Annotated in this window: 22 protein-coding genes; 18 read left to right on the top strand and 4 right to left on the bottom strand. The window is 48.3% G+C overall.

What is annotated here, in order from left to right; all coding sequences use genetic code 11:
* The first annotated feature begins 24 nt into the window (after positions 1-24).
* The 11 genes from L6I86_RS28525 (at position 25) to L6I86_RS28575 (ending at position 13,197) form a co-directional block, all read left to right on the top strand.
* The gene (locus L6I86_RS28525; protein WP_236291848.1) at positions 25-996 is read left to right on the top strand and encodes an ABC transporter ATP-binding protein; all 972 of its coding nucleotides are present in this window, start codon (positions 25-27) and stop codon (positions 994-996) included.
* A gap of 36 nt (positions 997-1,032) precedes the next feature.
* Entirely contained in the window at positions 1,033-3,357 is a 2,325-nt protein-coding gene (gene helD, locus L6I86_RS28530; protein WP_236291849.1) for an RNA polymerase recycling motor HelD, read from the top strand.
* A 309-nt stretch (positions 3,358-3,666) separates the two neighbouring features.
* On the top strand, positions 3,667-4,761 hold the full coding sequence (locus L6I86_RS28535; RefSeq protein WP_236291850.1) for a GerAB/ArcD/ProY family transporter: 1,095 nt from the start codon (positions 3,667-3,669) through the stop codon (positions 4,759-4,761).
* Entirely contained in the window at positions 4,758-6,209 is a 1,452-nt protein-coding gene (locus L6I86_RS28540) for a spore germination protein (RefSeq protein WP_236291851.1), read from the top strand. The genes L6I86_RS28535 and L6I86_RS28540 overlap by 4 nt, the downstream gene beginning before the upstream one ends.
* Entirely contained in the window at positions 6,206-7,366 is a 1,161-nt protein-coding gene (locus tag L6I86_RS28545; protein WP_236291852.1) for a Ger(x)C family spore germination protein, read from the top strand. Before L6I86_RS28540 ends, L6I86_RS28545 begins: the two co-directional genes overlap by 4 nt.
* 348 nt (positions 7,367-7,714) lie before the next feature.
* Positions 7,715-8,650 (top strand): hypothetical protein, encoded by a 936-nt coding sequence (locus L6I86_RS28550; protein ID WP_236291853.1) that lies wholly within the window; start codon positions 7,715-7,717, stop codon positions 8,648-8,650.
* Positions 8,651-8,718: 68 nt separating this feature from the next.
* On the top strand, positions 8,719-9,456 hold the full coding sequence (locus L6I86_RS28555; RefSeq protein WP_236291854.1) for an ABC transporter ATP-binding protein: 738 nt from the start codon (positions 8,719-8,721) through the stop codon (positions 9,454-9,456).
* The gene (locus tag L6I86_RS28560; protein WP_236291855.1) at positions 9,449-10,201 is read left to right on the top strand and encodes an ABC transporter permease; all 753 of its coding nucleotides are present in this window, start codon (positions 9,449-9,451) and stop codon (positions 10,199-10,201) included. The genes L6I86_RS28555 and L6I86_RS28560 overlap by 8 nt, the downstream gene beginning before the upstream one ends.
* A 4-nt stretch (positions 10,202-10,205) precedes the next feature.
* Complete coding sequence (locus L6I86_RS28565; RefSeq protein ID WP_236291856.1) at positions 10,206-11,681, top strand: sensor histidine kinase; 1,476 nt, start codon at positions 10,206-10,208, stop codon at positions 11,679-11,681.
* Positions 11,678-12,367, top strand: coding sequence for a response regulator transcription factor (locus tag L6I86_RS28570; RefSeq protein WP_236291857.1), 690 nt, complete (start codon positions 11,678-11,680; stop codon positions 12,365-12,367). The genes L6I86_RS28565 and L6I86_RS28570 overlap by 4 nt, the downstream gene beginning before the upstream one ends.
* A gap of 143 nt (positions 12,368-12,510) precedes the next feature.
* Positions 12,511-13,197, top strand: coding sequence for an MgtC/SapB family protein (locus L6I86_RS28575; protein ID WP_236291858.1), 687 nt, complete (start codon positions 12,511-12,513; stop codon positions 13,195-13,197).
* Between the two features lie 273 nt (positions 13,198-13,470).
* On the opposite strand, the gene L6I86_RS28580 is transcribed toward L6I86_RS28575, so the two are convergent.
* Positions 13,471-13,923, bottom strand: coding sequence for a flavodoxin (locus L6I86_RS28580; protein ID WP_236291859.1), 453 nt, complete (start codon positions 13,921-13,923; stop codon positions 13,471-13,473).
* A gap of 164 nt (positions 13,924-14,087) precedes the next feature.
* On the opposite strand from L6I86_RS28580, the gene L6I86_RS28585 reads away from it, so the two are divergent.
* The 6 genes from L6I86_RS28585 to L6I86_RS28610 all read left to right on the top strand — a co-directional run bounded on the left by L6I86_RS28585 (position 14,088) and on the right by L6I86_RS28610 (position 20,157).
* Positions 14,088-15,104 carry a TrmB family transcriptional regulator gene (locus L6I86_RS28585; RefSeq protein WP_236291860.1) on the top strand — a complete coding sequence of 339 codons (1,017 nt, stop codon included), beginning with the start codon at positions 14,088-14,090 and terminating at the stop codon, positions 15,102-15,104.
* A complete protein-coding gene (locus L6I86_RS28590) occupies positions 15,104-15,751 on the top strand; it encodes an HD domain-containing protein (protein ID WP_236291894.1) in 648 nt (215 codons plus the stop codon). The genes L6I86_RS28585 and L6I86_RS28590 overlap by 1 nt, the downstream gene beginning before the upstream one ends.
* Positions 15,752-16,295: 544 nt before the next feature.
* Entirely contained in the window at positions 16,296-17,555 is a 1,260-nt protein-coding gene (locus L6I86_RS28595; protein ID WP_236291861.1) for a DUF445 domain-containing protein, read from the top strand.
* Positions 17,556-17,581: 26 nt separating this feature from the next.
* Positions 17,582-18,421 carry an ABC transporter ATP-binding protein gene (locus L6I86_RS28600; protein ID WP_236291862.1) on the top strand — a complete coding sequence of 280 codons (840 nt, stop codon included), beginning with the start codon at positions 17,582-17,584 and terminating at the stop codon, positions 18,419-18,421.
* Positions 18,354-19,118, top strand: a complete 765-nt coding sequence (locus tag L6I86_RS28605) for an ABC transporter permease (RefSeq protein ID WP_171632455.1) — start codon at positions 18,354-18,356, stop codon at positions 19,116-19,118. Before L6I86_RS28600 ends, L6I86_RS28605 begins: the two co-directional genes overlap by 68 nt.
* Before the next feature lie 13 nt (positions 19,119-19,131).
* Positions 19,132-20,157: an ABC transporter substrate-binding protein gene (locus L6I86_RS28610; protein ID WP_236291863.1), complete on the top strand. Its 1,026-nt coding sequence runs from the start codon at positions 19,132-19,134 to the stop codon at positions 20,155-20,157.
* Positions 20,158-20,233: 76 nt separating this feature from the next.
* On the opposite strand, the gene L6I86_RS28615 is transcribed toward L6I86_RS28610, so the two are convergent.
* Together L6I86_RS28615 and L6I86_RS28620 are read right to left on the bottom strand one after the other, a co-directional pair.
* Positions 20,234-20,686, bottom strand: coding sequence for a bactofilin family protein (locus L6I86_RS28615; protein WP_236291864.1), 453 nt, complete (start codon positions 20,684-20,686; stop codon positions 20,234-20,236).
* Positions 20,683-21,699 (bottom strand): M23 family metallopeptidase, encoded by a 1,017-nt coding sequence (locus L6I86_RS28620; RefSeq protein ID WP_236291865.1) that lies wholly within the window; start codon positions 21,697-21,699, stop codon positions 20,683-20,685. Before L6I86_RS28620 ends, L6I86_RS28615 begins: the two co-directional genes overlap by 4 nt.
* A 190-nt stretch (positions 21,700-21,889) precedes the next feature.
* Between L6I86_RS28620 and L6I86_RS28625 the strand changes: the two genes are divergently transcribed.
* Entirely contained in the window at positions 21,890-23,080 is a 1,191-nt protein-coding gene (locus L6I86_RS28625; protein WP_236291866.1) for a WD40/YVTN/BNR-like repeat-containing protein, read from the top strand.
* A 112-nt stretch (positions 23,081-23,192) separates the two neighbouring features.
* On the opposite strand, the gene L6I86_RS28630 is transcribed toward L6I86_RS28625, so the two are convergent.
* Positions 23,193-23,693 (bottom strand): hypothetical protein, encoded by a 501-nt coding sequence (locus tag L6I86_RS28630; RefSeq protein WP_236291867.1) that lies wholly within the window; start codon positions 23,691-23,693, stop codon positions 23,193-23,195.
* Between the last annotated feature and the right edge of the window lie 13 nt (positions 23,694-23,706).

Genomic DNA, 23,706 nt, shown 5'->3' on the forward strand with positions numbered 1-23,706 from the left:
ACCAAAAGGGAGGGCAAGGCCCTAATGATAACGGTCAAGCATTTACGCAAAACCTTTCAATCCCCCGTCATCCAGGAAGGCATGGTTTCGGGGCTTAGGACTTTATTCTCCAGGCAGTATAAAGAGAAAGAAGCCGTGCGCGATGTGAGCTTCGAGATTGAGACCGGGGAGTTCGTCGGGTATATTGGTCCAAATGGGGCGGGGAAGTCGACGACGATCAAAATGCTCACAGGCATCCTGCACCCCACCTCTGGTGAGGTTTTGATTCATGGCAAAAGCCCGCAGAAACAACGGAAGCAGGTCGTTAGACAGCTTGGTGTTGTCTTTGGACAACGAAGCCAGCTATGGTGGGATCTCCCTGTGAAGGATTCCTACGAAATCCTCCTCGCGATGTATCGCGTAGAAGCGGCGGATGCGCACAGACGATTAGGTGAATTGACGGAGCTGCTCGATTTAAAAGAGATTCTAGATACTCCCGTTCGCAAACTCTCCCTCGGACAGCGAATGCGAGCCGACTTGGCAGCTTCGATGCTGCATGATCCGGATATTTTGTTCTTGGACGAGCCTACGATCGGCCTGGATGTGGTAGCCAAAAGAAATATCCGCGGTTTCCTACAGACACTGAATCGGGATTTCGGGAAAACGATCTTGTTAACGACGCATGACATGGATGATATTGAGCAGCTTTGCCCAAGAGTTATTGTCATTAATCATGGGCAAATCGGCTATGATGGTTCCATAGACGAGCTGAGAGATCGTATTGGGCTACCTACGATGATGAAGGTTTCCTATCGGGGGGCGATTCAAGTGCCGGATAGCTGGGAGCTGCCGTTTCGTGTGATCGCACAAGAATCGAACAGGCTGACGATTGCGTGTAACCGACAAGAGCTGAAGGCGATGGACGTTCTTCGGATTGTGAGCAGTTGGGGCGATATGGATGATGTACATATGGAAGAACCGGAATTTGAAGAAGTCATTCAGAACGTGTATCTTTAAAATATAGAAATCATTGGGAGTGGAGTGGACTGAACCATGGCGATAGGGAATGAAGAACGAGAGAAGGAAGCGCAGCGCGTCTCTGTGGTGCGATCTAATATTCAGCGGCGTATTATAGAACTACGCCAAACAGTAGATGATCGGAGATCGGAAGCGACGGCGATTGGCCGTAGCTTCTGGGACGATATTTCCGTCAATGCTGACAATGACGATGATTTGATTGAAACGGCTGCGAGTATGGCTCAGCAGGAGCATGTGCTGCAAGGGCAGGAGCGCAGCTACCGGCTAGCACAGGATGCTTTGCGTAAGCTAGAGCGTGTGGTCGATGCGCCCTATTTCAGCAGGATAGATTTTCAAGAGAAGGGCGAGCAGGAGCGGGAGAAAATCTATATCGGTTTGACGTCGTTCATCGACAGTAAGACCGATGAAATTCTCATCTATGACTGGCGAGCGCCGATTGCCAGCTTGTTCTATGACTATCCGCCGGGTCCGGCGACATACCGCACGCCAGAGATGGACGTAAGCGGCGAGCTATGGCTCAAGCGCCAATATATCATCAAAGCTGGGGAGCTGCAGGATGTGTTCGATACGGGCATCTCGATCGGTGATGAGATGCTGCAGAAGATGCTCAGCCGCAGCGCGGATGAGAAGATGAGCTCCATCGTGACCACGATTCAGCGTGAACAGAATCAGATTATCCGTGATGATCATCACAAGGTGCTGGTCGTCCAAGGCGCGGCGGGCAGCGGCAAAACGTCCGTTGCGCTGCAGCGCATCGCGTATTTGCTCTATAAGTATCGGACGACACTTAGTGCCGATAATATGATCCTCTTTTCGCCGAACTCGCTGTTCAGCGATTACGTTTCTCGCGTTCTGCCAGAGCTGGGGGAAGCGACCATGCAGCAAACGACCTTCCAAGATTATTTAACACATAAATTAACGGATACCGGACTGAAGCTGGAGGATCCGTATGATCAGCTCGAATTTATTTTGACAGGTACCGAACAGGATCCTTTGTACGCTGCACGATTGCAGAGCATTACCTACAAAACTTCCGAGGCTTTCCTAAGTGTGATTGAAGCCTATGGGGATAAGCTCAAAGAAGGCGGGATCCGATTCGTTGACTTGGCTGTGGGTAAGAAGGTGTTGATCACCGCAGAGGAGTTGAGCGAACGATTCTACGGTAAGTCTTCGATTCTTGCTATCGGTGAGCGCATGGAGCAGCTGTCAGAATGGATATTGGAACAGCTGGACGTGTTTCAAGCGGATGTGCAGAAGCGGTTTTATCGCAAACTTGTGCGTGAGCCGAAATACATGGGCTCAGAGCCCGAGATGAAGAAAATGAGCAGAGTCAAAGCGCACAAAGCGATCACGCCGCTCCGCGAAAAAGCACAGAAATTAGCCTATGTTGACGTGCTCGGCATGTATCAAGCCTTGTTTACGGATACGAGCCTTCAACATGAACTGGTGAAGCGTGCTGGTCAGCCTCTGCCTGAAGCATGGGCGACGATCAGCACCTTTACAGTGCAAGCGCTAGAGCAAGGCCATCTGCGCTATGAGGATGCAACACCGCTTGTGTATTTGAAAGGACTCGTCGAAGGCCAACTGCGTGTGGGTACGATTCGTTATTGCTTGGTCGATGAAGCGCAGGATTATTCACCTTTTCACTATGCCTATTTGAAGAAGATGTTCCCACGCGCCCGCTTCACACTGCTCGGCGATTGGAATCAAGGGATCTTCACACACGCGAACGCGAATGTGAGCGAGCTCGTCAGTGCTGGTGGGGGATCAGACGCCACGCAGCAAGAACAATCCTACAGCTCGATTAGCGAGCTGATGGGGGAAGACGAGACCGAGACGATCCGTCTCGTCAAGAGTTACCGCTCAACACGCGAGATCACCGAATTCGCGTGTCAGGTCTTGCCGGGCGGCGAACCGGTGGAACCGTTCAGCCGCAGCGGCGAAGAGCCGCGCTTGCTGCGCGCAGCAAGCGAGCAAGATCTGATCCGCCTCGTCGCAGAGGCGGCGGCATTGAGACGCGATGGCGGCGCAAGCTCCATCGCGATCATCTGCAAGACCGAGCGCGAGACGGAGTCTGCGCACGGGCGCTTGAAGCCGCTGCTGCCGGAGCTCGCGCGGATCAGCAAAGACACGCTGCACTACGAAGCAGGCGTGATGATCCTGCCGGCGTACCTCGCCAAAGGGCTCGAGTTCGACGCGGTTATTCTCTACGACGCCGGAGCGGCTGTCTACGCGGAGGCGAAGGAACGCAAGCTGTTTTACACGGCTTGCACCCGGGCACTTCACTATCTGGATGTCTGTTTTCTAGGTGAATTAACCCCTTTTCTTCCCGATAAATAGACATCCGTCCATACCCATCCGCCCTGCCTAACATAGAATATATGGAGCAACCAAGATCAGGTATAGCAGGCGGAAGGGGGAACTAACCATGTCAAACGTTGGATACTCCAGCACAGCAGTTGTACTGGTATTGTACATTTTGTTGGTTATCATATTGGCAACATTCTATTAATGTAATCGGCCGCATAAGCCGCCTTCCGACCCACGGGAGGCGGCTTTGTTGTGTTTATACGCATAAATTCCCAGTTGCGGGAAAACTTAACGATACCGTTGTTATATATTCACCTCATATCAAAGTGGGAGAACCTTATGCCAGTAAAAAATCGGATAACTACACTTCAACTATATTGTATTGTAATCATTTCGATTGCGATAACGAATCATGTCCTGCTTATCCCTGTGCTGCTGCACTACGGGAAGAGGGACTCTTGGATAGGGGCCACATTGGCGCTTATCCCCATGCTGATGATGGCCTGTCTGATCTATTTCCTCGTGAGACGAACGAAACAGGGAGAGTTGATCGAATGGATCAGAATGAGAGTGGGAAAATGGGGGACGTATTTCGTTCAATTGATCTTCATATTGATCTGTTTTACGCATGCCGTGGTTACCATCAAAGATGTAACCATGTGGACCCATATTACTTATCTTCCAAGAACTCCTGTATTTCTGATTATGTTGTTGTTTATTGTATTTTGCTTCTTCGCGGCAAGAGAAGGAATTAAAGCGATTGCGATTACATCGGGTATCTTGTTACCAGCTGTTATTGTCCTTGGTTACTTTGTAATGGGGGCGAACTTTCAATATAAGGATTACACGCTGCTCACGCCACTTTTTACACATGGGTATGGTCCGACTTTCATTTGTGTGCTTCTAACCTGCAGTGCTTCCTTCGAGATTTTGAGTATTCTCGTTATACAGCATCATGTTCGAACCCGTATCCGATTACGAGGATTGTTGATTCTGTCCACTTGTGTAATTGGGCTTACAATTGGTCCTTTAACCGGAGCGATCGCCATATTTGGACCTTTCGAGGCGGCAGATATACGGTTCCCAGCTTTTGAACAATGGCGAATGGTGACACTTGGGAAATATGTTTCCCACTTGGACTTTCTATCTATTTTTCAATGGATTTCTGGTGCCTGCATGCGTACCTCGATATTGATGTTCATTATTGTGGATATGTTGAAAGTGCAGAAGAAATCGACCAGAACGCACATCCTCATTTGGATTAGTTTAGGTCTGCTAGGTCTATGCATGTACCCCATATCTGATAACCAAATGGTGCTGTGGCTGCAAAACTATCACTATACAGTCATGCTTGCAGTTGGCTTGGTATTGCTGTCGTTCTTGCTTGTAGTCGCGATGCTGCCTATACGGCGAAAGGAGAAGGATGCTTTGTGAATGAGCAAGATTTCCGTGAATGGTTTGCTCTTTCGGACGACATCATTATCAAAACATATCCAGTGACGTACGGGGAAATGACCGAGCGTGTTACGATGCTGTATTGCGAAGGCATGGTAAGGACCGACATGATTAATGGTCTCGTACTGCCTAAGATGCAGGCTTTTGTTGAAAGTGATTTTAATCGAAATGAAGACGCTATGGATGTAAGCTCGATGCTGCAACTGGTGCAGTTGACGGGTAATCAAATGATATCCGACATGAAATTAGCTGTTTATGCGGGACAACTGATCTTATTTTTTGAAAATACCCAAGCTATATATGCCATGGATATTGCTGCACCTCCAAATCGTTCTCCCGAAGAATCTAGTACGGAAACTTCCATTAAAGGACCACGCGATGGATTTACGGAAGAAGTAATCACAAATATCGCCCTAGTCCGCAAACGGTTGGCCACACCGAGCTTATGCTGTGAGAAGATACATTTGGGGCGAAAAAGCAACACAGTAGTTGCCTTATTATATCTAGGCGACGTCATCAACGAGTCGATTATCCAAGAGGCGAGAGACCGATTGCAAACGATTAATGTCGATGCGGTTATTAGCAGTGCGCAGCTCAATGATGCCTTATCAGGGCGAGCTTTTTCTTTATTTCCGCTGTTAAATTATACGGGGAGACCAGACTTTGTGGCGGACAGCCTGCTTCGCGGGCGATTTGCGGTCATCGTAGACGGCTCGCCGATGGCACTCATTGCGCCAGCTTCCTTGAGCTTTATTTTAGACTCTCCTGAAGATGTTCATAATCCCTTCTATTTCGTCGCATTTGAGCGAATACTGAGAGTGCTAGGTTTGCTGATCTCGGTATTATTACCTGGATTGTGGATTTCGGTTTCCAGTTTTAATTTAGATCAAATTCCGTATCAACTCGTGGCCACCATCTCCTCCTCAAGGTTAGGATTGCCTTTATCCGGACCGATGGATTTTATCGTTATGCTGATGTTATTTGAATTGTTCAGAGAAGCGGGTGCCAGATTGCCTAAAGTTGTTGGACAAACCGTCACAGTAGTAGGTGGTTTAATTGTTGGGGATGCGGCGATCCGCTCGGGGATTACTAGTCCTACAACGCTGGTTGTTACTTCCTTGTCCACAATCTCGATGTACACGCTGGTTAATCAATCTCTCGCCGGTACAATTACAGTATTACGTATCGTTATTCTTTTGATTTCCACTGTGTTTGGTATCTACGGCTTCATGATCTCTCTCATGGGTCTTATTCTCTTCATGTCTACGCTCGAGTCGTTTGGAGTACCCTATCTATCTCCACTCTCGCCTCCTCAATTCGGGGAAATGATCACCTCTTTATTGGCCAAGCCTTGGAAGAAGTTAAGACGACGACCGCATGCTCTCAGTCCGAAAGATGACACCCGGCAAGGCGGGGGACCTTCATGAGGAAAACAGCTCTGTTGAAATTGGTTGCGGGCGTAGTCGTATTGATTAGCCAAACAGGCTGTTGGGATATGAAAACCATTCAAGATACGAATTACATGACGGCGATTGGTTTTGATTTTAAAGATGGGAAATACATTGTTTATGGACAAATGCTGGATTTCGCCAGCGTGGCGAAACAAGAAGGGGGGCAATCTTCGCAACCGCCTTTAATTTGGGTTGGTAAAGAGGAAGGAACAACGGTAAGCGATGCGTTTAATAAGCTTTATCGCACATCTCAGCAGCGCGTTTTTTGGGGCCATGTGGGTGCATATTTGTTCTCAAAGAGTGCACTAGATCAAGGGATTGGTAAATATACAGACGGGTCCGTTCGGTATAGTGAAACGAGGTTTACGCAATGGGTGTACAGCACGGATGAGTCGATCGAGGCCATTTTCTCCGTGATCCCCTTCTTTAATGTCTCACCTGTAAACTCTATTTTAATGCAACCGGTAGAAACTTATCGTCAACATTCGTTCATTACTCCGCATCGCTTGTTCTGGGTGGCTTCTAAATTACGTGAACCTGGGTATACCGTGATGCTCCCCACGCTAGATATCGAAAAAAAGGTATGGGCCAAAAATGAAAAGCCAGATCCGAAACTAAGAGTGAACGGCGCTTATACCATGAACAAGCAAAATAAATTAGAATGGTTATCTGAAAAGCAATTTATTGGTGCTAGATGGTTAAATAAATATACGAGTCGTACTCCGATCGTTGTGTATAGAGAGGGGAAGGCAGTTCAAACTGTGAATAGCAAACCGAAGTCTCATATCAAGGTACGAACGCAGGGAGGGCAAGCCATCTTCGATGTTGAGATTAAAGCACCCATTGGCGTTGCTGAAATTTTTGAAGAGATCAATGAGATGGAGTTGGAAAAATTAGTTTCCAATCAAATCAAGGAGGAGGTTGAGCAGACATTTAAGCTTGGTAAAAGCCTCAGCATTGATGTGTATTCTTTAGAGCATGTTTTGTATAGAGATGAGTTCAAAGTATGGGCGAAATTAACCAACTATGGTGAAAAACCAATTAGTGACTATGAGCTCGGTAACATTACGGTGAAAGTGAAGGTTCTCCATTCTGGTATGCTCAAAATGAATGAAAAAACGAAACAATATTAGTTTATATATAGGCTTATATAGGCTGCCCACTGACGGTTCGATACTCAGGAGGCGGCTTTTTATTTTACTGGTATACCTAACTCCCCGCGCCGGGTCCGCCCCTCATGTACTTTTTACATCTATTGTTCATTTTGAGGGACAATGCAATATTAGCTGGACCATGACTGCTAACTAGTTAACGCCCAAAACGCTCTTACCACCAGTTTAGAAATATTTAAGAATTGTTTTAGGAGGTGTTAATAGGCGGTTTAGTGGCAATTAACTCTTGAGGGCTAAGATAGTCAATATGGAAGCGCAAGGCGCAGCCAAATTAGAGAAAGCGTATGGATTACGCGGAGGCAGGACGAGATGAATAAGAAGTTAGCGATGTTGGGATTAGGTGTAGCAGTTGGCAGCATGATGCTAGTGACTTCCGTATATGCAGGTGTGGGAGAGGCTCCCGGATATGAAGCGTTCAAAACAGCGGTAAAACAAACAGCGACGATTACGAACGTAACACGCCAAGTAAATGTGTCTTTGCAAGACAATGGAGCATCCTTGCTCCAAGTCAAATCAACGATCAAAACCGGCGGAACCGACCACGCTGGAAGTGCACAAGTGAATGTAATTAATGGCACTAATGAGCAACAAACGATTCAATTCTTCAGCCAAGATGGCAAGCAGATTATCAAAACAGCCGATTCTGATGTTTACAAAGTCATTGAAGGTGACAACGCGCCAGCGAAGTTCAAAGGACATAACAACGGCAACCATACCGCAGACCCAGAAGTCATCAGCGAAGTGGAAAATGTGGTGGATGCCCTAGTCGGCAACTTGAAAAATTATGTCACGATGGACGACGCAGCGGGTAACGGGAAGGAAATTCATTTCAAGCTTTCCGGCAGCCAGATCTCTCCGATTGTGAATACCGTAGGTTCACTAGTCATCAAACATGGCACGATGGCCAAAGATGAGCCAATGCCAACCAAAGCGAACACGCTGGGGATTGATCTCACGACATTAAGGAACAGCCTGCCGCAGCTTTCTTCCGATATTTCTATGGATGAAGTGGAAGTGAATGCGAGCGTGGATGGAGACGACCACATTACGAGTCAATCGGCACAAATTCATTTGTCTGGTAAAGATGAGCAAGGTGCCGAACATGATGTTGTGCTTCGCATTGACATGACATTGTCCAGCTTGAACTCGACAACACCGGATACGGTTGATTTGAGCGGGAAGCAAGTAGAGAACGTGAAATTCGATGAGATGTCGGGCCACAAAAAATGGGGCGACAAGCACTAATAAGCACCAAAGGGGGAGCCGTCAACCTCGGCCCTCCTCCCCATTTCCCTATTGAAAGGCGGAACGGCATGAAACACGTTGTGGAACTCAGTAATGTAACGAAAATATTTAGTAACCTCCGCGGCATCCATCAAGTGAATATGACGGTGCAGCGTGGTGATATATATGGCTTCTTTGGGCCAAACGGAGCGGGGAAAACAACCGTCATGAAGATCATGACTGGCCTATCTCAGGCGCAGCAAGGTCAGGTAAAGCTGTTTGGCTACGACGTGAAAACACAGTATGAGCAAGCGATGGCGAAGGTTGGCGTATTAATCGAAACGGCAGAAGCCTACACCTACATGAGCGGCAGACGGAATCTGGAGCAAGCAGCGCGGTTGTATCCAGGTGTGAGCAAGCAGCGAATAGACGAAGTGCTCGAGATCGTGGATTTAACCCCTTTCCAGCATGAAAAGGTAGCAGGTTACTCACTGGGCATGAAGCAAAGGCTCGGACTGGCGGCCGCGATGCTCTCAAAGCCGGAACTTCTCATTCTCGATGAACCGACGAACGGTCTCGACATCGAGGGGATGGTTCATATTCGTGAAATCATCCTGCGGCTAGCACGAGAAGAACGGATCACGTTTTTAATCTCCTCTCACCTCATCCACGAAATGGAGCTGATGTGCAATCGCATTGGCATTATCCATCAAGGGAAGCTCGTCCGTGAGGGACTCGTCTCCGATTTAATCAATGGCAGCCCATCCTTGGAAGCCGCTTACCTACGGGAAATTCAAGAAGTTAGGGGGCTTGCCGCTAATGCCTAGTATTTTAACAGCCAATGTATGGAATGAGACGTTGAAACTTGCCTACAAAAAGAAAACGATCTTCTTTCTAGCGGTCACCTTGCTGCTACCCATTCTAGCAGGTATTCTGCTCTCGAGGTTCCAGGATGGTATTGGGATCGGTGCGATCTCGGCGAAGGATTTCCCCATCGTCATGCTGGGCTTGTTTACGACGATTTTCCTGCCTCTGTTCGTGTTCATGGGTGCCGCGGATGTGTTCTCCGGTGAGATGGGGGACCGCACGATGAAAAATATCCTAACCCGACCACTCTCCCGCTTTAAAGTATTCGCATCCAAACAATTAGCGCTGGCCATCTATATTGCTCTATATTTAGTCGTGGCCCTCGTCGCATCGATACTCTCCGCATTATTATTTCAGCATTTCGGTGGGATAGGCACAATCGGCAATTGGTTGCTCGCCTACGGCGCTGCCTTTGTACCCCTGCTAGCATTGAGTGTCGCCGCGGTATGTCTGGCGCAGTTTTTCTCGAGCAGCAGCTCGGCGCTGACGGTCAGCATCCTGTTATACTTGGCATTCAAAGTAGCGGCGTTCTTCCTCCCACAAATCGCAACTTACTCACCAACAGCCTACATGGATTGGCATATGCTTTGGGTCGGCGGTTCGATGGTGACGAGCAAGATCTTCTCGATCTTTATGTTTTTGACAGCGTGCAGTATACTATTTTTTACAGCAGGTTATTATTTGTTTGATAAAAAGGAGCTCTGACCCGATGTCGATTCGCGTACGGCTAGTCCTATCCTATATTGCCATGCTGCTTGTACCGCTTGTGCTCTTTGGGCTAGCCGTCATTCTGATCAGCATCGCCACTTTCGGAAGCTTGAAATCCGGTTTTGATGTCGACTTTTCGCATGGCAATCCCATTAAGCGCGTCGTCGATCAGGAAGCGGAAAATGTTGCTTATATCAAGGCCAAGATTGAAACGGATCCCGATGCTTTTCTACAGGAAACGTTTGTGAAGGATTTGAACGAGCGTTTTCACAAAATCAATATGGGGCTGATCATTCGGAAGGATCAAAGTATTACGTATTTATCTTCCTATCTCAAAGATAAAGAAGCTGGTGACACCTCGCTGCTCCCACTTTATGGTACACCACCAGGGAAATTTCAGCGTAATCAAGGTTCCCTGTGGATAACTAGACAGCAGGATTTTTTGTTTTCGGATCAGAGTAAAGGAACGGTATTCGTGTTTCTAGATGGCGGTCCTTTTCAGAAATATTTACACCAATTCTCCAAAACGGTTTTTTTAACTTTTATATTTATACTCATCGCTACCAATGGCGTGTTGACCTACTTCGTTTCCCGGAGCATTATAAGGCCGTTACGTGCGTTAAAACGAGCGGCTGAAGACATTAAAGAAGGCAACTTGGACTTCGAAATCGTCCCACATCGCAAGGATGAGCTTGGCGAGCTCAGCGTTGCTTTTGAAGAAATGCGCCGTAAACTCAAGAAATCCGTGGAGCTTCAACTCCAATATGAGGAGAACCGCAAGGAGCTTATTTCGAATATTTCGCATGATTTAAAAACGCCAGTCACTGCGATCAAAGGTTATGTGGAAGGCATCATGGACGGTGTTTCGAATTCGCCGGATAAGCTGGATAAATATATACGAACCATTTATAACAAAGCGGCGGATATGGATCGGCTGATTGATGAGCTATTTCTATTTTCCAAGTTGGATCTGGGGAAAGTTCCTTTTCAATTCGAGACCGTCGATCTAGGGAACTACGTGCAGGATTGTACGCAGGAATTGCAATTTGATATGGAGAAAAAAGGAGTCCAGTTTACACTTGCCGATCTGCCACAAGAGCCGATACTGGTTACTGCAGATCGCGATAAGCTTCGACGCGTGCTTCTAAACATAATAGAGAATGCAATTAAATACAGTGATGAAAGCAACTGTCAGATTACGTTAAGTGTGTCGCGACAGGATGAATTCGCCGTTATTCAAATCAAGGACAATGGTCAGGGCATCTCGGAGGAGGCGCTTCCGCATATTTTCGACCGTTTCTACCGCGCAGATCCTTCACGCAATACGGCAACAGGAGGCAGCGGACTAGGACTGGCAATTGCGAAGCAAATCATTGAAGAGCATAGCGGGCGCATTGGTGCGACTAGCGTGTTAGGGCTGGGCACTACCGTGTTTATGGCCTTACCACTTTATCAGGGGAAGGGAAGCGAAACATGAGTCGGATTTTAATCGTAGAAGATGAACAAAGCATTGCCGAGCTAGAACGTGATTATTTGGAAATTAACGGGTATGAGGTTGATATTGAAACGAGTGGCGAACGTGGGTTGGAGCGGGCGCTGTCGATCGACTATGATCTCGTGATACTCGATCTTATGCTTCCGATTATGGATGGTTTTGAAATTTGCCGACGTATTCGGAGTGTGAAGGATATTCCAATCGTCATGGTTTCGGCTAAAAAAGAAGACATCGACAAGATACGCGGACTCGGCCTTGGTGCCGATGATTACATGATCAAACCGTTCAGCCCAAGTGAGCTGGTAGCTAGAGTGAAGGCCCATTTGGCCCGGTACGAACGGTTGATGGGACGTCGTGAGACGAAGAATGATGAGGTTCGCATTCGCGGGTTGATGATTGATAAAACAGCGCGGCGCGTGTTTGTGAATGAGCGGGAGGTCATGTTCACGACCAAAGAATTCGATCTGCTGACTCATCTAGCAATGAATCCCAATCGGGTATACAGCAAGGAGCAATTGTTTGATCTTCTGTGGGGCATGGATGCCATGGGGGAGATCGCCACAGTGACCGTGCATATCCGCAAGCTGCGAGAGAAAGTGGAGCAGGATCCTTCCAATCCACAGTATATTGAAACCATATGGGGAGCGGGCTATCGCTTCCGAATCTAATTAACTAAGCCTGGGAGCGTTGCCTAACTCTTCGCGGGCTTTTTGGTTTTCGGCATAAACATTTTCCCATTTGACAAATGTTTATTTACATCGTCACTTTGTTAAGATATTGTAAAGGTTACTTAACTAGGGGAGCGGCGATGATGGAATTTACTGTAGATTTGCATATTTTAATGAAACTTGGGATTTCAGCAATATTTGGATTAATTATTGGATTGGAACGGGAAATTAGGAATAAACCGCTGGGATTGAAGACGTCACTTGTCATTTGCTTAAGCAGCTGCTTATTGACAATCGTATCGATTGAATCGGCGAATAAGTACGCTGTTGCTGGTTTGCATGTTATGGATCCCATGAGGCTCGCGGCGCAAGTGGTGAGCGGGATCGGTTTTCTTGGCGCAGGTGTTATTCTTCGCAAGCACAATGATGTCATTATTGGACTGACAACGGCTGCTATGATCTGGGGAGCTGCGGGCCTTGGAATTGCAGTTGGAGCTGGATTCTACGTTGAAGCCTTCTTCGGACTCATGCTCATTCTCATCAGCGTAATCGTGTTACCTTATTTTATTAAAAAAATGGGGCCGAGACCGCTGATCATGAAAGATCTTCGCGTGCGTCTGATCGTTTCCCATGAGGGGAATTTAACGACGATTATCAAGGCGATTATTGCTAAAGGGTACAAAATGAAAAGTGTTCACATCAAAGAATTGAACCAAGAACTGCAGGAGCTAAATTTCATCGTGTATGTGGATCGGAAATATGCTTCTGAAGTGTATGATGAGATGAAAAGTATGGCATATATCGAGATTGCCGAAGTAGAAACGTTGTAAGAAGGGGACCGGATCGTGGCCACAGAGGCTGCTTTCCGGTCTTTCATTTTGGAAAAGTAAAAGAGCAGAGCAGGTTAACCTTCTGAACGTGGCGGTCTTGCGGGCTCTGCTAGTCTATCGCCCGCTAGCGCACAAAAGATGTGCGCAAGGAAGACAGCGGGGCCTGCCGTCGCCGGCTAGCGCACAAAAATTGTGCGCAAGGAAGTCAGATGGGTCTGCCGCCGCCCGCCGCTTGCCCCGAAATTGCGTTTTCGGAGCAGATGGCTATTTTATTTAGGCTGAAAGACTCAGTGCTGCAGCAAATTTAAGACCCAGCTCATGGCACAATTGTTTCTCATCCTTGGACGGATTAAGTTCCACTTTGAAGCCATCGAATACTTTTTCCCCGCCAATTTCAGCTAGCTTCTCTTCGAGTGTATCCACCGCTTTGCCAAAATACGTGTAAGAGGAATCAGCAGAACCGAATACGCCGAACTTGCGTCCCTCGAGATTAATGTCATCCATTTCGGCGTAGAAATCTTCGTACTCATCTGGTAAGTCGCCATCTCCCCACGTATAAGCTCCAAGTAAAACACCTTCATATTGCTGGAGCTCACTTGCGTTCGTATCCATAACGTTTTTGAGAACAGGCTCGATCCCTGCCTCTTGAATGCCGGCTGCAATCGCCTCGGCGAGTTCTTCTGTATTTCCAGACATGCTTGCGTATACGATGATAACTTTGGACATGATGGACCTCCTATTGGTTATATAAAAAGCAACCCATTAACTTCCATCATATTATTTGATAATGATTATCATTGTCAATATAAAAAATTCTGTAGGACGTACTGTGAAACGATACGACTATGCTTTTGATCATGCTACAATAGGGATATGAGGGGGGCTGCGCCATGGAGAATGTTCTACAGCATTTGAAAAACCTTGGCTTCACGGATTTGGAAGCGAAGTGTCTGCACGTACTAGCAGTGAGTGGCACGCAAACTGGCTATGAAATCGCCAAGGGGCTTGGCGTATCGCGTTCGAACGTATATGCAGCTTTACAAAAGCTCGCAGAAAAGGGAGCAGTGCTCACGAGTCATGGTGAACCCACCGTATATCAAAGTGTGCCGATTGAGGAAATAGGCGAGCGAATGGAAGCGGAGCTGCAAGCCTCCATCCGTTATGTGAAAGAGCATCTGCCCAAGCAAGAGACGCAGATGTCGGAGTATTTCAGCTTGGAGGGTGAAACCAAGGTTATCGAACGTATTCGTTCGGAGCTTAGGAAAGCGCACGAGGAAGCGTTCTGTGATCTGTCTCCAGAGGAAGCGAAGCTGCTGAGGGATGATATCCGCGAGGTGTCTGCACAGGGCGTGCGTGTCATTGTCATGCCGACGCGCGATGCCGGAACTGGATTCTACCCATTTGCACGTAAACGTGGAGAGGGTCTGAAAGGGCAGCAGGGGCGCAAATTCGCGATACTTATTGATCGTAAACTGGCGATTATTGGCACGCGAGGTGTCGAAGATCCCACGGTAGCGATGATAACCGAGCATCCTGCGATGGTGGAGTTGCTGTATAATCATTTTTGCAGTAGTGTCGTGTTACAGGAGCTTCAGCAAGATATGGGTACGAAGCTTGAGGATAAATACGGCAAAAATTTCAAGAAAATCATACAAAAACAGATAGATGGAAAAGTGCCTGAACCCAAGAAATCAGATGAGGGCAAAGTGGTTGCGCTCAAGCTTCATGCGGGCAATGAGATTGCCGGAGAGCTCGGACATCTGGATGAAGGCGTATCTGGCGGAGAGCTTTTGAGTGATGAGAGCGCTAGAGAAGATAATCCTGAAAAGTTGGAACAAGGAAAGTCTGAACAAGAAAAGCCTGAACAAAGAAAGTCTGGACAAGGAAAGAGGAAGAAGAAGAAATGATGGAACAACAACGGATACTACTCGCGGCGGAGACGCTCGTGAAGGAGAAGCTAGAGCGCGATAGCAGCGGCCACGATTGGTGGCATATTTATCGCGTGGTGCAGACGACGAAGCGCATTGCCGCCCAAGAGGGCGCTGACAGCTTCGTCTGCGAGCTTGCGGCGTTACTTCACGACGTTGTCGACGAGAAGCTCAACGCCGATCCAGCTGCGGCGCAGCGCGAGCTGGAGGCTTGGCTCGCCGCCAGCGGCACGCCGGCGGCGCAGGTAGAGCACGTGCTGGAGATTATCAGCACGATGTCGTTCAAGGGCGGCGCGCGACCGAAGATGCGCACGCTAGAGGGCCAGGTCGTGCAGGATGCCGACCGGTTGGATGCTATTGGCGCGGTGGGTATCTCGCGCGTGTTTGCTTATTCGGGCTGGAAAGGCCGCCCGATTCATGATCCTTCCGTTATCGCGCGCGAGCAGATGACAGAGGCGGAATATCGCGGGGGCAATGACACTGCGATCAATCACTTTTATGAGAAGCTCCTCAAGCTGAAGGAGCTTATGAATACGGCCTACGCGAGGCAGCTCGCGGAGGAGCGGCATCGCTTCATGGAGCTGTATCTGCAGGAGTTTTATGCAGAGTGGGAAGGCGAGCGATAAGATTTATAGGGGGAGAGCCGACGGTGGCTCTCTTTTTTTTGGTCGTAAGAGCAGGTTCGTGTAGATGCGCTACTGAGCCAGCATTAATCGACGTCTCACGTGAGAGTTACATCATTTGAGTCTAATTAGTTTAGCGAGCGAGCCATGTTTGACGTCTCAGAGTGAGATTCGTGCAGATGCGCTACTGAGCCAGCATTAATCGACGTCTCACGTGAGAGTTACATCATTTGAGTCTAATTAGTTCAGCGAGCGAGCCATGTTTGACGTCTCAGAGTGAGATTCGTGCAGATGCGCTACTGAGACAGCAATAATCGACCTCTCACGTCAGAGTTACATCATTTGAGTCTAATTAGTTTAGCGAGCGAGCCATTTTGACGTCTCTGAGTGAGATTCGTGCAGATGTGCTACTGAGCCAGCAATAATCACGTTTCGCCGTACTCACTCTCCCTAATTTCCTCCCCCTCTAACCCCCGTACCACGTTTCTTTCCAATATGTGATAAAATAGAAAGAATGATTCATCAACCACACGAGGAAAGAGATGTTATGACGATGAAAAAAGAAGCAAAGTATATAGCAACGGTTTCACTTGGTGTTATGGGCGCGGGCTTTCTGGCTACGCTGCCAACAGCCGTGTCCTCTACCGTATGGGGCACATTCCTGCAAGGTGGGTTCGAGGCAGGCGTTGTCGGCGGCTTGGCTGACTGGTTCGCAGTTAGCGCCCTTTTCCGTCATCCGCTGGGCATTCCCATCCCACACACGGCGCTGCTGCCGAACAATCGGGAGAAGATTACGAAGGCGCTCGTCTCCACCGTACAGAATGAGCTGCTCTCCAAAGAAACCATTCGTGCACGTTTGCAGCAAATTCGATTCTTGGAGCGCGGCCTAGAGCTGGCAGACAAGCAGCTGGATAATGCGTCCTTACACAAAGGGCTCACGGCGCTAGCGAAACAAGCGCTTCAAGCGATTGACCTAGAGAAATTAACACCTCTTCTAGCAGAGGAAATACATAAAGCGCTCCAAGACGTTGATACTAGCCGACTCGTACGCACTATTGTGGAAAGCATCGAAGATGGCGGCTATGACGGCAAAACGTTCGATTTTGTCCTAGACAAAGTAGCGGCCTGGGCAATTAAAGCAGACACGCGTGATCAGCTGGGGGCTATGGCGATCAAAGCGTTTGAAGGCTTGCAGTCGAATGGGTTCATGGCTTTTGCCGTGAATGCGTTTATTGGTATGGTGAACGAGGAGAAAATTGGCGGGATTATTCAGAATTTCGTACTCAGCTACATCGAGCAAATGCGCACGAAAAACCACCCGCGCAGGGAATCTGTGCTCACGTTTATTCGGAGCGAACTGCACAAGTTAGAGCGTAATCCACAGCTGTTAGCAGAGCTGGAAAAACTGAAAGCGAAGCTTCCTGAACTGTTCGACCTTGATGAGAAGTTAGCGCATTTACTAACTAAACTAAAAGAAAAAGCGGAAGCCTTCATCGATGAGCCCGACTTTGTTCCTCAGCATGTGGTGCCCATTATACGCAAAATGCTTACATCCATTCGCGAAAACCCTGATATGCTGCACAAGGGTGAAGACTGGATTCAAGAGCAGATCGCGTCCTATGTGGAACAAAATCACAGTAAAATCGGCCAACTGGTGAAAGAGAACCTAGACAAACTCGACAACGAGAAGTTGACGGTGCTCATGGAAGAGAAGATCGGCAGCGATCTACAATGGATTCGGGTGAATGGTGCGATTTGCGGATTCATCATTGGGTTAGGCTTGGCAGGCTTGAAAATGTTATTCTAATGCGACAACGTGGGGGATGAGAGAGCTTGATCGAGATTAAGGGAGTCAGCAAGACGTTCGTTCAGCGCATTGGGGGCAGCTATAAGGCGTTGGATGACATCACATTGACGATTAATAAAGGGGAGTTCGTCTCGCTACTGGGCCCTTCAGGCTGTGGAAAATCGACGGTTCTGAACCTTGTAGCGGGGTTTGATACGCAATCTGAAGGCATCATTCAGGTCAATGGTAAAAAGGTAACAGGCGCTGGAGCGGATCGCGTCGTTGTTTTTCAAGAGCATGGGTTGTTCCCATGGCTGACGGTTCTAGACAATGTCGCCTTTGGCCTCAAGCAGAAGGGAATTGCGAAGAAAGAGCGCCACGAGATGGCGATGGAGCAGATTAAGTCTGTGCATCTAAGCCGGTTCGCGGATCGATATCCGCATGAGCTTTCCGGCGGGATGAAACAGCGGGCAGCGATTGCCAGAGCGCTCGCGATGGATCCGGAAATTTTGCTGATGGACGAGCCTTTCGCCGCATTAGACGAGCAAACACGCCTTATTTTGCATAAAGAATTGGAAGAAATATGGATGCGTACGCGCAAAACGATTCTCTTCATTACCCACAATATTCGCGAAGCAGTTATCCTGTCGGATCGGGTTCTGGTGATGTCCACACGACCTGGCACGATCAAGAAGGAGTTCTCTGTCAAAGCAGCGAGACCTCGGGACAGCGCAGATTCCGTGCTCCATCATATGGAGGCGTTGATTATGGACGCACTGGCGGATGAGCTGGAGAAAGTTGTGAGAGAGGAGACTGGCGATGAGTACAGCATTAAGAAGAACGATTTTTCTGGTACTGCTTCTGATAGCTTGGGAGGCGGGATATAGGATCTTCGGCTGGGGATGGAAATTCCCATCGGTTTCCCAGACACTGCAAGCTTTCTATGATGGCATCGTGCATGGGGAGCTGCTGCAGGCTGCTGGAGCGAGTATGCTGCGGCTACTCATTTCCTTTGCTTTATCACTCGCGATAGGGACAACATTAGGCTTTCTATTTGCTAGATATCGTTTGCTTGATGACACGCTAGGCTTCTTAGTCGTTTCTTTGCAGACAATTCCGAGTATTGCTTGGTTGCCTTTTGCTATTATTTGGTTCGGATTAAACGAAACCTCCGTTATTTTCATCACGACACTTGGAGCTACTTGGACGATGGCATTGGCAAGCCGTACAGGGATCAAGAATATCCCGCCGATTTATTTGCGCGCCGCTCAGACGATGGGAACGGGGAATGGCTTTAACTTGTTCCTTCAGGTCATGATTCCGGCTGCTTTCCCTCATTTGATCAACGGTGTACGTACAGCATGGGCATTTGCTTGGCGGGCTCTTGTAGCGGGTGAGTTAATTGCCAAAGGCGCGGGGTTAGGTCAGCTTTTGCAGGATGGGCGTAATCTCGGTGACACCTCGCTGATGCTCTGTATCGTCATTATTATCGCTGTACTAGGCACGGTTTCAGACCATTTCTGTTTCAAAAAACTAGAAGATAAAGTGCTAGAGCGCTACGGCCTCGCTGGCTCCAAGTCGTAGAGGAGTGGGCGTGATGACAAGTCGCATTAAAGTACTTCTGCTACTACTCTTCGCTATAACACTCCTGAGTGCCTGTGAGGAAAAGTTGACAGCTTCTGGTAAACCACAAGTCGTTCGAGTTGGTGTGTTCAAAAATGTGACCCATGCCGCCGCCTACATCGCGCTGGAAAAAGGTTACTTTGCCCGAGAATGGGGCGACGAAGTCAAGATCGAAGTGACACCTTTCGATAACGGTTCCGATCTGTCTATCGCGATGGCGACGGGGGATATCGATGTAGGATTCGTAGGTCCAGGACCTGCGACGACTTTTTTTCTGAAAAGCGGTAATTTCCGCGTGGTCTCCGGATCCAATAACGGCGGTGCCGTGTTGGTTGCGAGATCGGACGCAGGTATCCAGACGACCGCAGACTTGCGAGATAAAACCATCGCGATCCCTGCCAAAGGGAATACGAACGAAATTTCACTGCGTTTGCTGCTTCAGCAAGCAGGCATTTCGCTCGGCAGAGGCAAGGAGAACGCACATCTCATCGTCCGCTCACCAGCGGATACGCTGATCTCTTTCCGTCAGAAAGAAATCGATGCCGCCTTAGTCCCTGAACCATGGGGAACTCAGATTGAGAAGGCTGGGCTCGGTAAAGTCGTTGCCGATTGGCAGGCGATCCCGCCTAACAATGGCGACTATCCAACGGTTATTATGGTGGCCAGCGATACGTTTATTGCCAAGCATCGTGACATTGTGAAGGGCGCGATTAAGGCTAATCTGGATGGCATTACGTTCATTCAAAGCAGTCCTGACCAAGCATACGATCTGATTAATAACCAGCTGAAGAAATACAGCGGCAAAGGCATGGACAAAAGCTTGATTAAAGCTTCGCTTAGCCGCCTCAAGCTGACCACTGACGTTAATGTCAAAGTGATGGAAGAGATGGTGAAGGTGTCTATCGGCGCTAGATATATCAAAGGTATTAAGCCAGAGGAGCTGGATCTTAGCCGGTTTGTGGATCTCTCCATGCTGTCCGAAGTCAAGGCCGGGAAATAAGATCAGGGAAATGAGAAAGAGCTCGTAACACCCGCCGCCAGCGGATGAAGACGAGCTCTTTGTATATAATGCTGCTCTAATTTCCACCAGAAGCAGCTTGTTGCTCACTTTTTTGCTGCTTGTGCGCCTTGGCATCGATGACCTTGCCGCCTCCGCTTTTATCATTTTGCACCGCAGCTGCATTCATCGCACTAGTTCCCTGGAAGATGCCACCCTCCTCGATAATGAAGGACCGCACATCAATATTTCCAATCAAGACCCCAGAGCTTGTCACGATCAATTTGCCTTTGGTATAAATGTTGCCTTTCACTTTGCCAGCTACGATCACATCACGTGCGTGGATATTCGATTGGACGACAGCGTTTTCACCAATGGTGATGTCACCAGCACATTCAATGTCACCGTTCATTTGACCCTCAATGCGAAGGCTGGCTTCGGACATTATTTTGCCTTCACAGATCGTACTGGCGCCAATCAGCGTGTCTGTACTTTTCGTATCAATTCGTTTTAATTTCGAGCTTCCAATCATTTACGTTCATCCTTTCGATCTGAAATGAGATAAGGTTTAGGGTCAATCTGGATTCCGTTTTTATGAACTTCATAATGAAGATGGGAGCCCGTGCTGCGTCCAGTAGAACCAACGAGACCGATATGCTGACCTTTTGTTACAGATTCTCCGCGTTTTACCAATATTTTATTCAAATGCATATACTCCGTTTCAATACCTCTGCCGTGATCAACGATGATATAGTTGCCGAGCTCGCCATCAAAGCCCACAGCAATGACTTTTCCTGCGGCAGTTACATAGACTGGATCATTGTATTCACCATCGATATCATAGCCTGTATGCATGGAGGGCCTGAATGTAAAAGGATCTATACGGATGCCGAAGCCGGAAGTAATGCTGTGCGAAGCGATAGGCCATAGTGTAGGCGTAATACTGCGTAAGTGTTCAGCTTCTTTAATTTTGGCTTCGGATTCATTTAGATTGACGAGGAGTTCATTAATATCGCCAACTAAAGAAAAAAGCCCTTGCTTCGTGCTGCTAACGAGGGTAGATACATCATCCGTAGTGATAGGTACATCGGTACCGCCAATATCAACATTCGTTCCATTCACGGGCTTAGAGCTCGGGGTGCTTGCTACTTTTTTGCTTGTCCCGTTTACGGTTTCTGGTTGACTCATGAGTTCTATCACATGATCTATTTTCTTAATTTCCTCTAGCTTTACCTTAAATTCATCGGCCTGCTGAGCGAGATCAATCAAATCAATTTGCAGCTGCTCAATTTCACTTGTTTTGTGTGTAATTTGATCAACCAACTGACGTTCTTGTCCATCGAAAGCTTGCTGCATGCTGTTTTGAGTTTGATGAGATTGGGTATTCATGATATAAATCGTCAGGAAAAACCCGATCAGCACAAGTAGGATCACACTAGGCACAATATACAAAGAGCTGTGTGGAAGCTTGAACCTCACCGTACGGCGGTTGGCACCCGGAATGATCATGAAGGTGAGTTCTTTTTTGCCCCAAATGAATTTCAACAGATCCTCCTCCCTTTCCGTAACCTAACAATGTCCCCCTTCTTGTTTACGATTGTATTCCTCAGTCGGGTGAGTCATGCCTAATTTCTCTGAAATGGGGGATGATGGTAAGGAAGTGAGTTCAACTTTTCCCTCCTTGGTAACGTCTATGAAATATCAACTACACATGAAAGTGAAGGGAGTACGGATGATGTTAAAAAGAACACTGCTGCTGTTAGCCATATCAAGTCTTGCCTTAACTGGGTGTAAATCTTCCGGACAGACGAGTGGTCATGTGACCGTTTCAGAATCACCGATATCGAGTTCAGTGGCGGGGGCGGAGCCAACAACAACACCCGCGACACCTAGCGCAGAGCCGACAACCCTACCGACCAAAGGCAGTGAGGGAACAACGGCTCTTATGAAAGGGGTAACTGCGCTGAGACTAGCGGATGCTGGGAAGGGCTGGATTGGCGGCAAAGGGTGGATCGCTCATACCGATGACGGTGGTGGGAAGTGGAAGGTGCAATACACGGGTATTGGAGAAGTTGGGCAACTATTTGCCTTGAATGATCAGGATGCTTGGGCAACGGAGGAAGGTACAGGGAAGCTGTTCAATACGCAGGATGGCGGGGCTCATTGGTCGACAGTCGGTATCGTTCCCAATCAAGCGTTCCTTCACTTCGTGTCGAAGCAGGAAGCCTTTAGCGGCAATGCACAGACCATGGATGGTGGTGTCAAATGGGTGAAGCTGCCAGTTCCAACAGGTATGCAAGGGGATGCTTATTTTCATGATAACAAGAACGGTTGGGCCGTTAGACAAGTAGAAGACATGATCGAAGTCTTGAGGACGCAGGATGGCGGGCAAAATTGGAAACCCGTCATGTCACGCAAAACCGTGGCGACATTGACAGGCAATGTCATTCGCTCCGTTGGCGTGGATGACGCGTGGATTGAGCTGATTGGGGAATCGGGGATGACACAAACCTCCTATTCGCTGTTTCACACGAAAGACGGCGGGAAGACCTGGCAGACCGTGCTGGTGAACAGCACTGCTGGTGGAGGACCGGCCCCTGGATTCCCTATGGGGGATACGACGGGGCCGAAGAACACGGGCTCTAAGCCCGGCCCTCTCTACGTCGTGAACACCGACGTAGCGTTCATGGGCGGCACTTGCCCGGCATGCGACAAGCCGAACTCCGTCGGTTGGACGAAGGACGGCGGCAAGACCTGGGTGAACGGTACGGAGTCGTTCACGGGGTACGGCGAGCTGCTGCTTGGTATGGCAGATGCGAATAACGGCTGGCTCATCACGAATGATAATGAGCAGCCGAGTGTGATGTACACCACCCGCAGCGGTGGTGTGAACTGGAATAAGGTGCATACTTTCGATGCACCTTGATTGAAAGCCACCGCGGCTGTATTTGCGCGGTGGCTTTTTTATATGCAGCTAGCTACTCCTCACCCCCATCGCAATCTGCACCACATGTCTATTCGCACGACACATAACCAACTCACTTCGTAGGTGTATCACTCCCGTTTCCATTTCCATTCCCACTCGTTCCATTTGTATTCTTCCCATTGAAGAACGTGGAGGTTAGATCACGCAGCTTCTCCATGAACTTCCCGTAGCCATAACCGGTCAGAAAGGCTATGCTGATACGCGCTGACATCGAATCGCCAACTTCTAGCAGCATAATGCCGCTCGCGAATAGGATAATTGTGATAATCGCAGAACCGAAGCACAGGATAGGCCGCATGAGGTACCAGTAGATCCATTGTGTGGTGAGCTCTTGATAATGCTCATGAAACATGCGCAAACCATAAAGCGCACCACCAAGCGCTCCTGCAAAGCCGAAACAAGCATACTCATGATAGAGGACGAAATCCACGCCCAGTATTTTACGCTCAAAAGAACTGCTGCCAAGCACGGCCATCATCCATAGGCTGCCAACAAACCAGATCATTAAATAAGCAAAAATAGCTTGCTTGCCGAATCGGTGAATGGGATTCATAACAAAACACCGC

Source organism: Paenibacillus allorhizoplanae (genome assembly GCF_927798215.1).
GTDB lineage: Bacteria > Bacillota > Bacilli > Paenibacillales > NBRC-103111 > Paenibacillus_E > Paenibacillus_E allorhizoplanae.

Coding starts and splice junctions, on each gene's coding strand:
- L6I86_RS28525 (WP_236291848.1), top strand. CDS start 25: ATGATAACGGTCAAGCATTTACGCAAAACCTTTCAATCCCCCGTCATC.
- helD (WP_236291849.1), top strand. CDS start 1,033: ATGGCGATAGGGAATGAAGAACGAGAGAAGGAAGCGCAGCGCGTCTCT.
- L6I86_RS28535 (WP_236291850.1), top strand. CDS start 3,667: ATGCCAGTAAAAAATCGGATAACTACACTTCAACTATATTGTATTGTA.
- L6I86_RS28545 (WP_236291852.1), top strand. CDS start 6,206: ATGAGGAAAACAGCTCTGTTGAAATTGGTTGCGGGCGTAGTCGTATTG.
- L6I86_RS28550 (WP_236291853.1), top strand. CDS start 7,715: ATGAATAAGAAGTTAGCGATGTTGGGATTAGGTGTAGCAGTTGGCAGC.
- L6I86_RS28555 (WP_236291854.1), top strand. CDS start 8,719: ATGAAACACGTTGTGGAACTCAGTAATGTAACGAAAATATTTAGTAAC.
- L6I86_RS28560 (WP_236291855.1), top strand. CDS start 9,449: ATGCCTAGTATTTTAACAGCCAATGTATGGAATGAGACGTTGAAACTT.
- L6I86_RS28565 (WP_236291856.1), top strand. CDS start 10,206: ATGTCGATTCGCGTACGGCTAGTCCTATCCTATATTGCCATGCTGCTT.
- L6I86_RS28570 (WP_236291857.1), top strand. CDS start 11,678: ATGAGTCGGATTTTAATCGTAGAAGATGAACAAAGCATTGCCGAGCTA.
- L6I86_RS28575 (WP_236291858.1), top strand. CDS start 12,511: ATGGAATTTACTGTAGATTTGCATATTTTAATGAAACTTGGGATTTCA.
- L6I86_RS28580 (WP_236291859.1), bottom strand. CDS start 13,923: ATGTCCAAAGTTATCATCGTATACGCAAGCATGTCTGGAAATACAGAA.
- L6I86_RS28585 (WP_236291860.1), top strand. CDS start 14,088: ATGGAGAATGTTCTACAGCATTTGAAAAACCTTGGCTTCACGGATTTG.
- L6I86_RS28590 (WP_236291894.1), top strand. CDS start 15,104: ATGGAACAACAACGGATACTACTCGCGGCGGAGACGCTCGTGAAGGAG.
- L6I86_RS28595 (WP_236291861.1), top strand. CDS start 16,296: ATGACGATGAAAAAAGAAGCAAAGTATATAGCAACGGTTTCACTTGGT.
- L6I86_RS28605 (WP_171632455.1), top strand. CDS start 18,354: ATGAGTACAGCATTAAGAAGAACGATTTTTCTGGTACTGCTTCTGATA.
- L6I86_RS28610 (WP_236291863.1), top strand. CDS start 19,132: ATGACAAGTCGCATTAAAGTACTTCTGCTACTACTCTTCGCTATAACA.
- L6I86_RS28615 (WP_236291864.1), bottom strand. CDS start 20,686: ATGATTGGAAGCTCGAAATTAAAACGAATTGATACGAAAAGTACAGAC.
- L6I86_RS28625 (WP_236291866.1), top strand. CDS start 21,890: ATGTTAAAAAGAACACTGCTGCTGTTAGCCATATCAAGTCTTGCCTTA.
- L6I86_RS28630 (WP_236291867.1), bottom strand. CDS start 23,693: ATGAATCCCATTCACCGATTCGGCAAGCAAGCTATTTTTGCTTATTTA.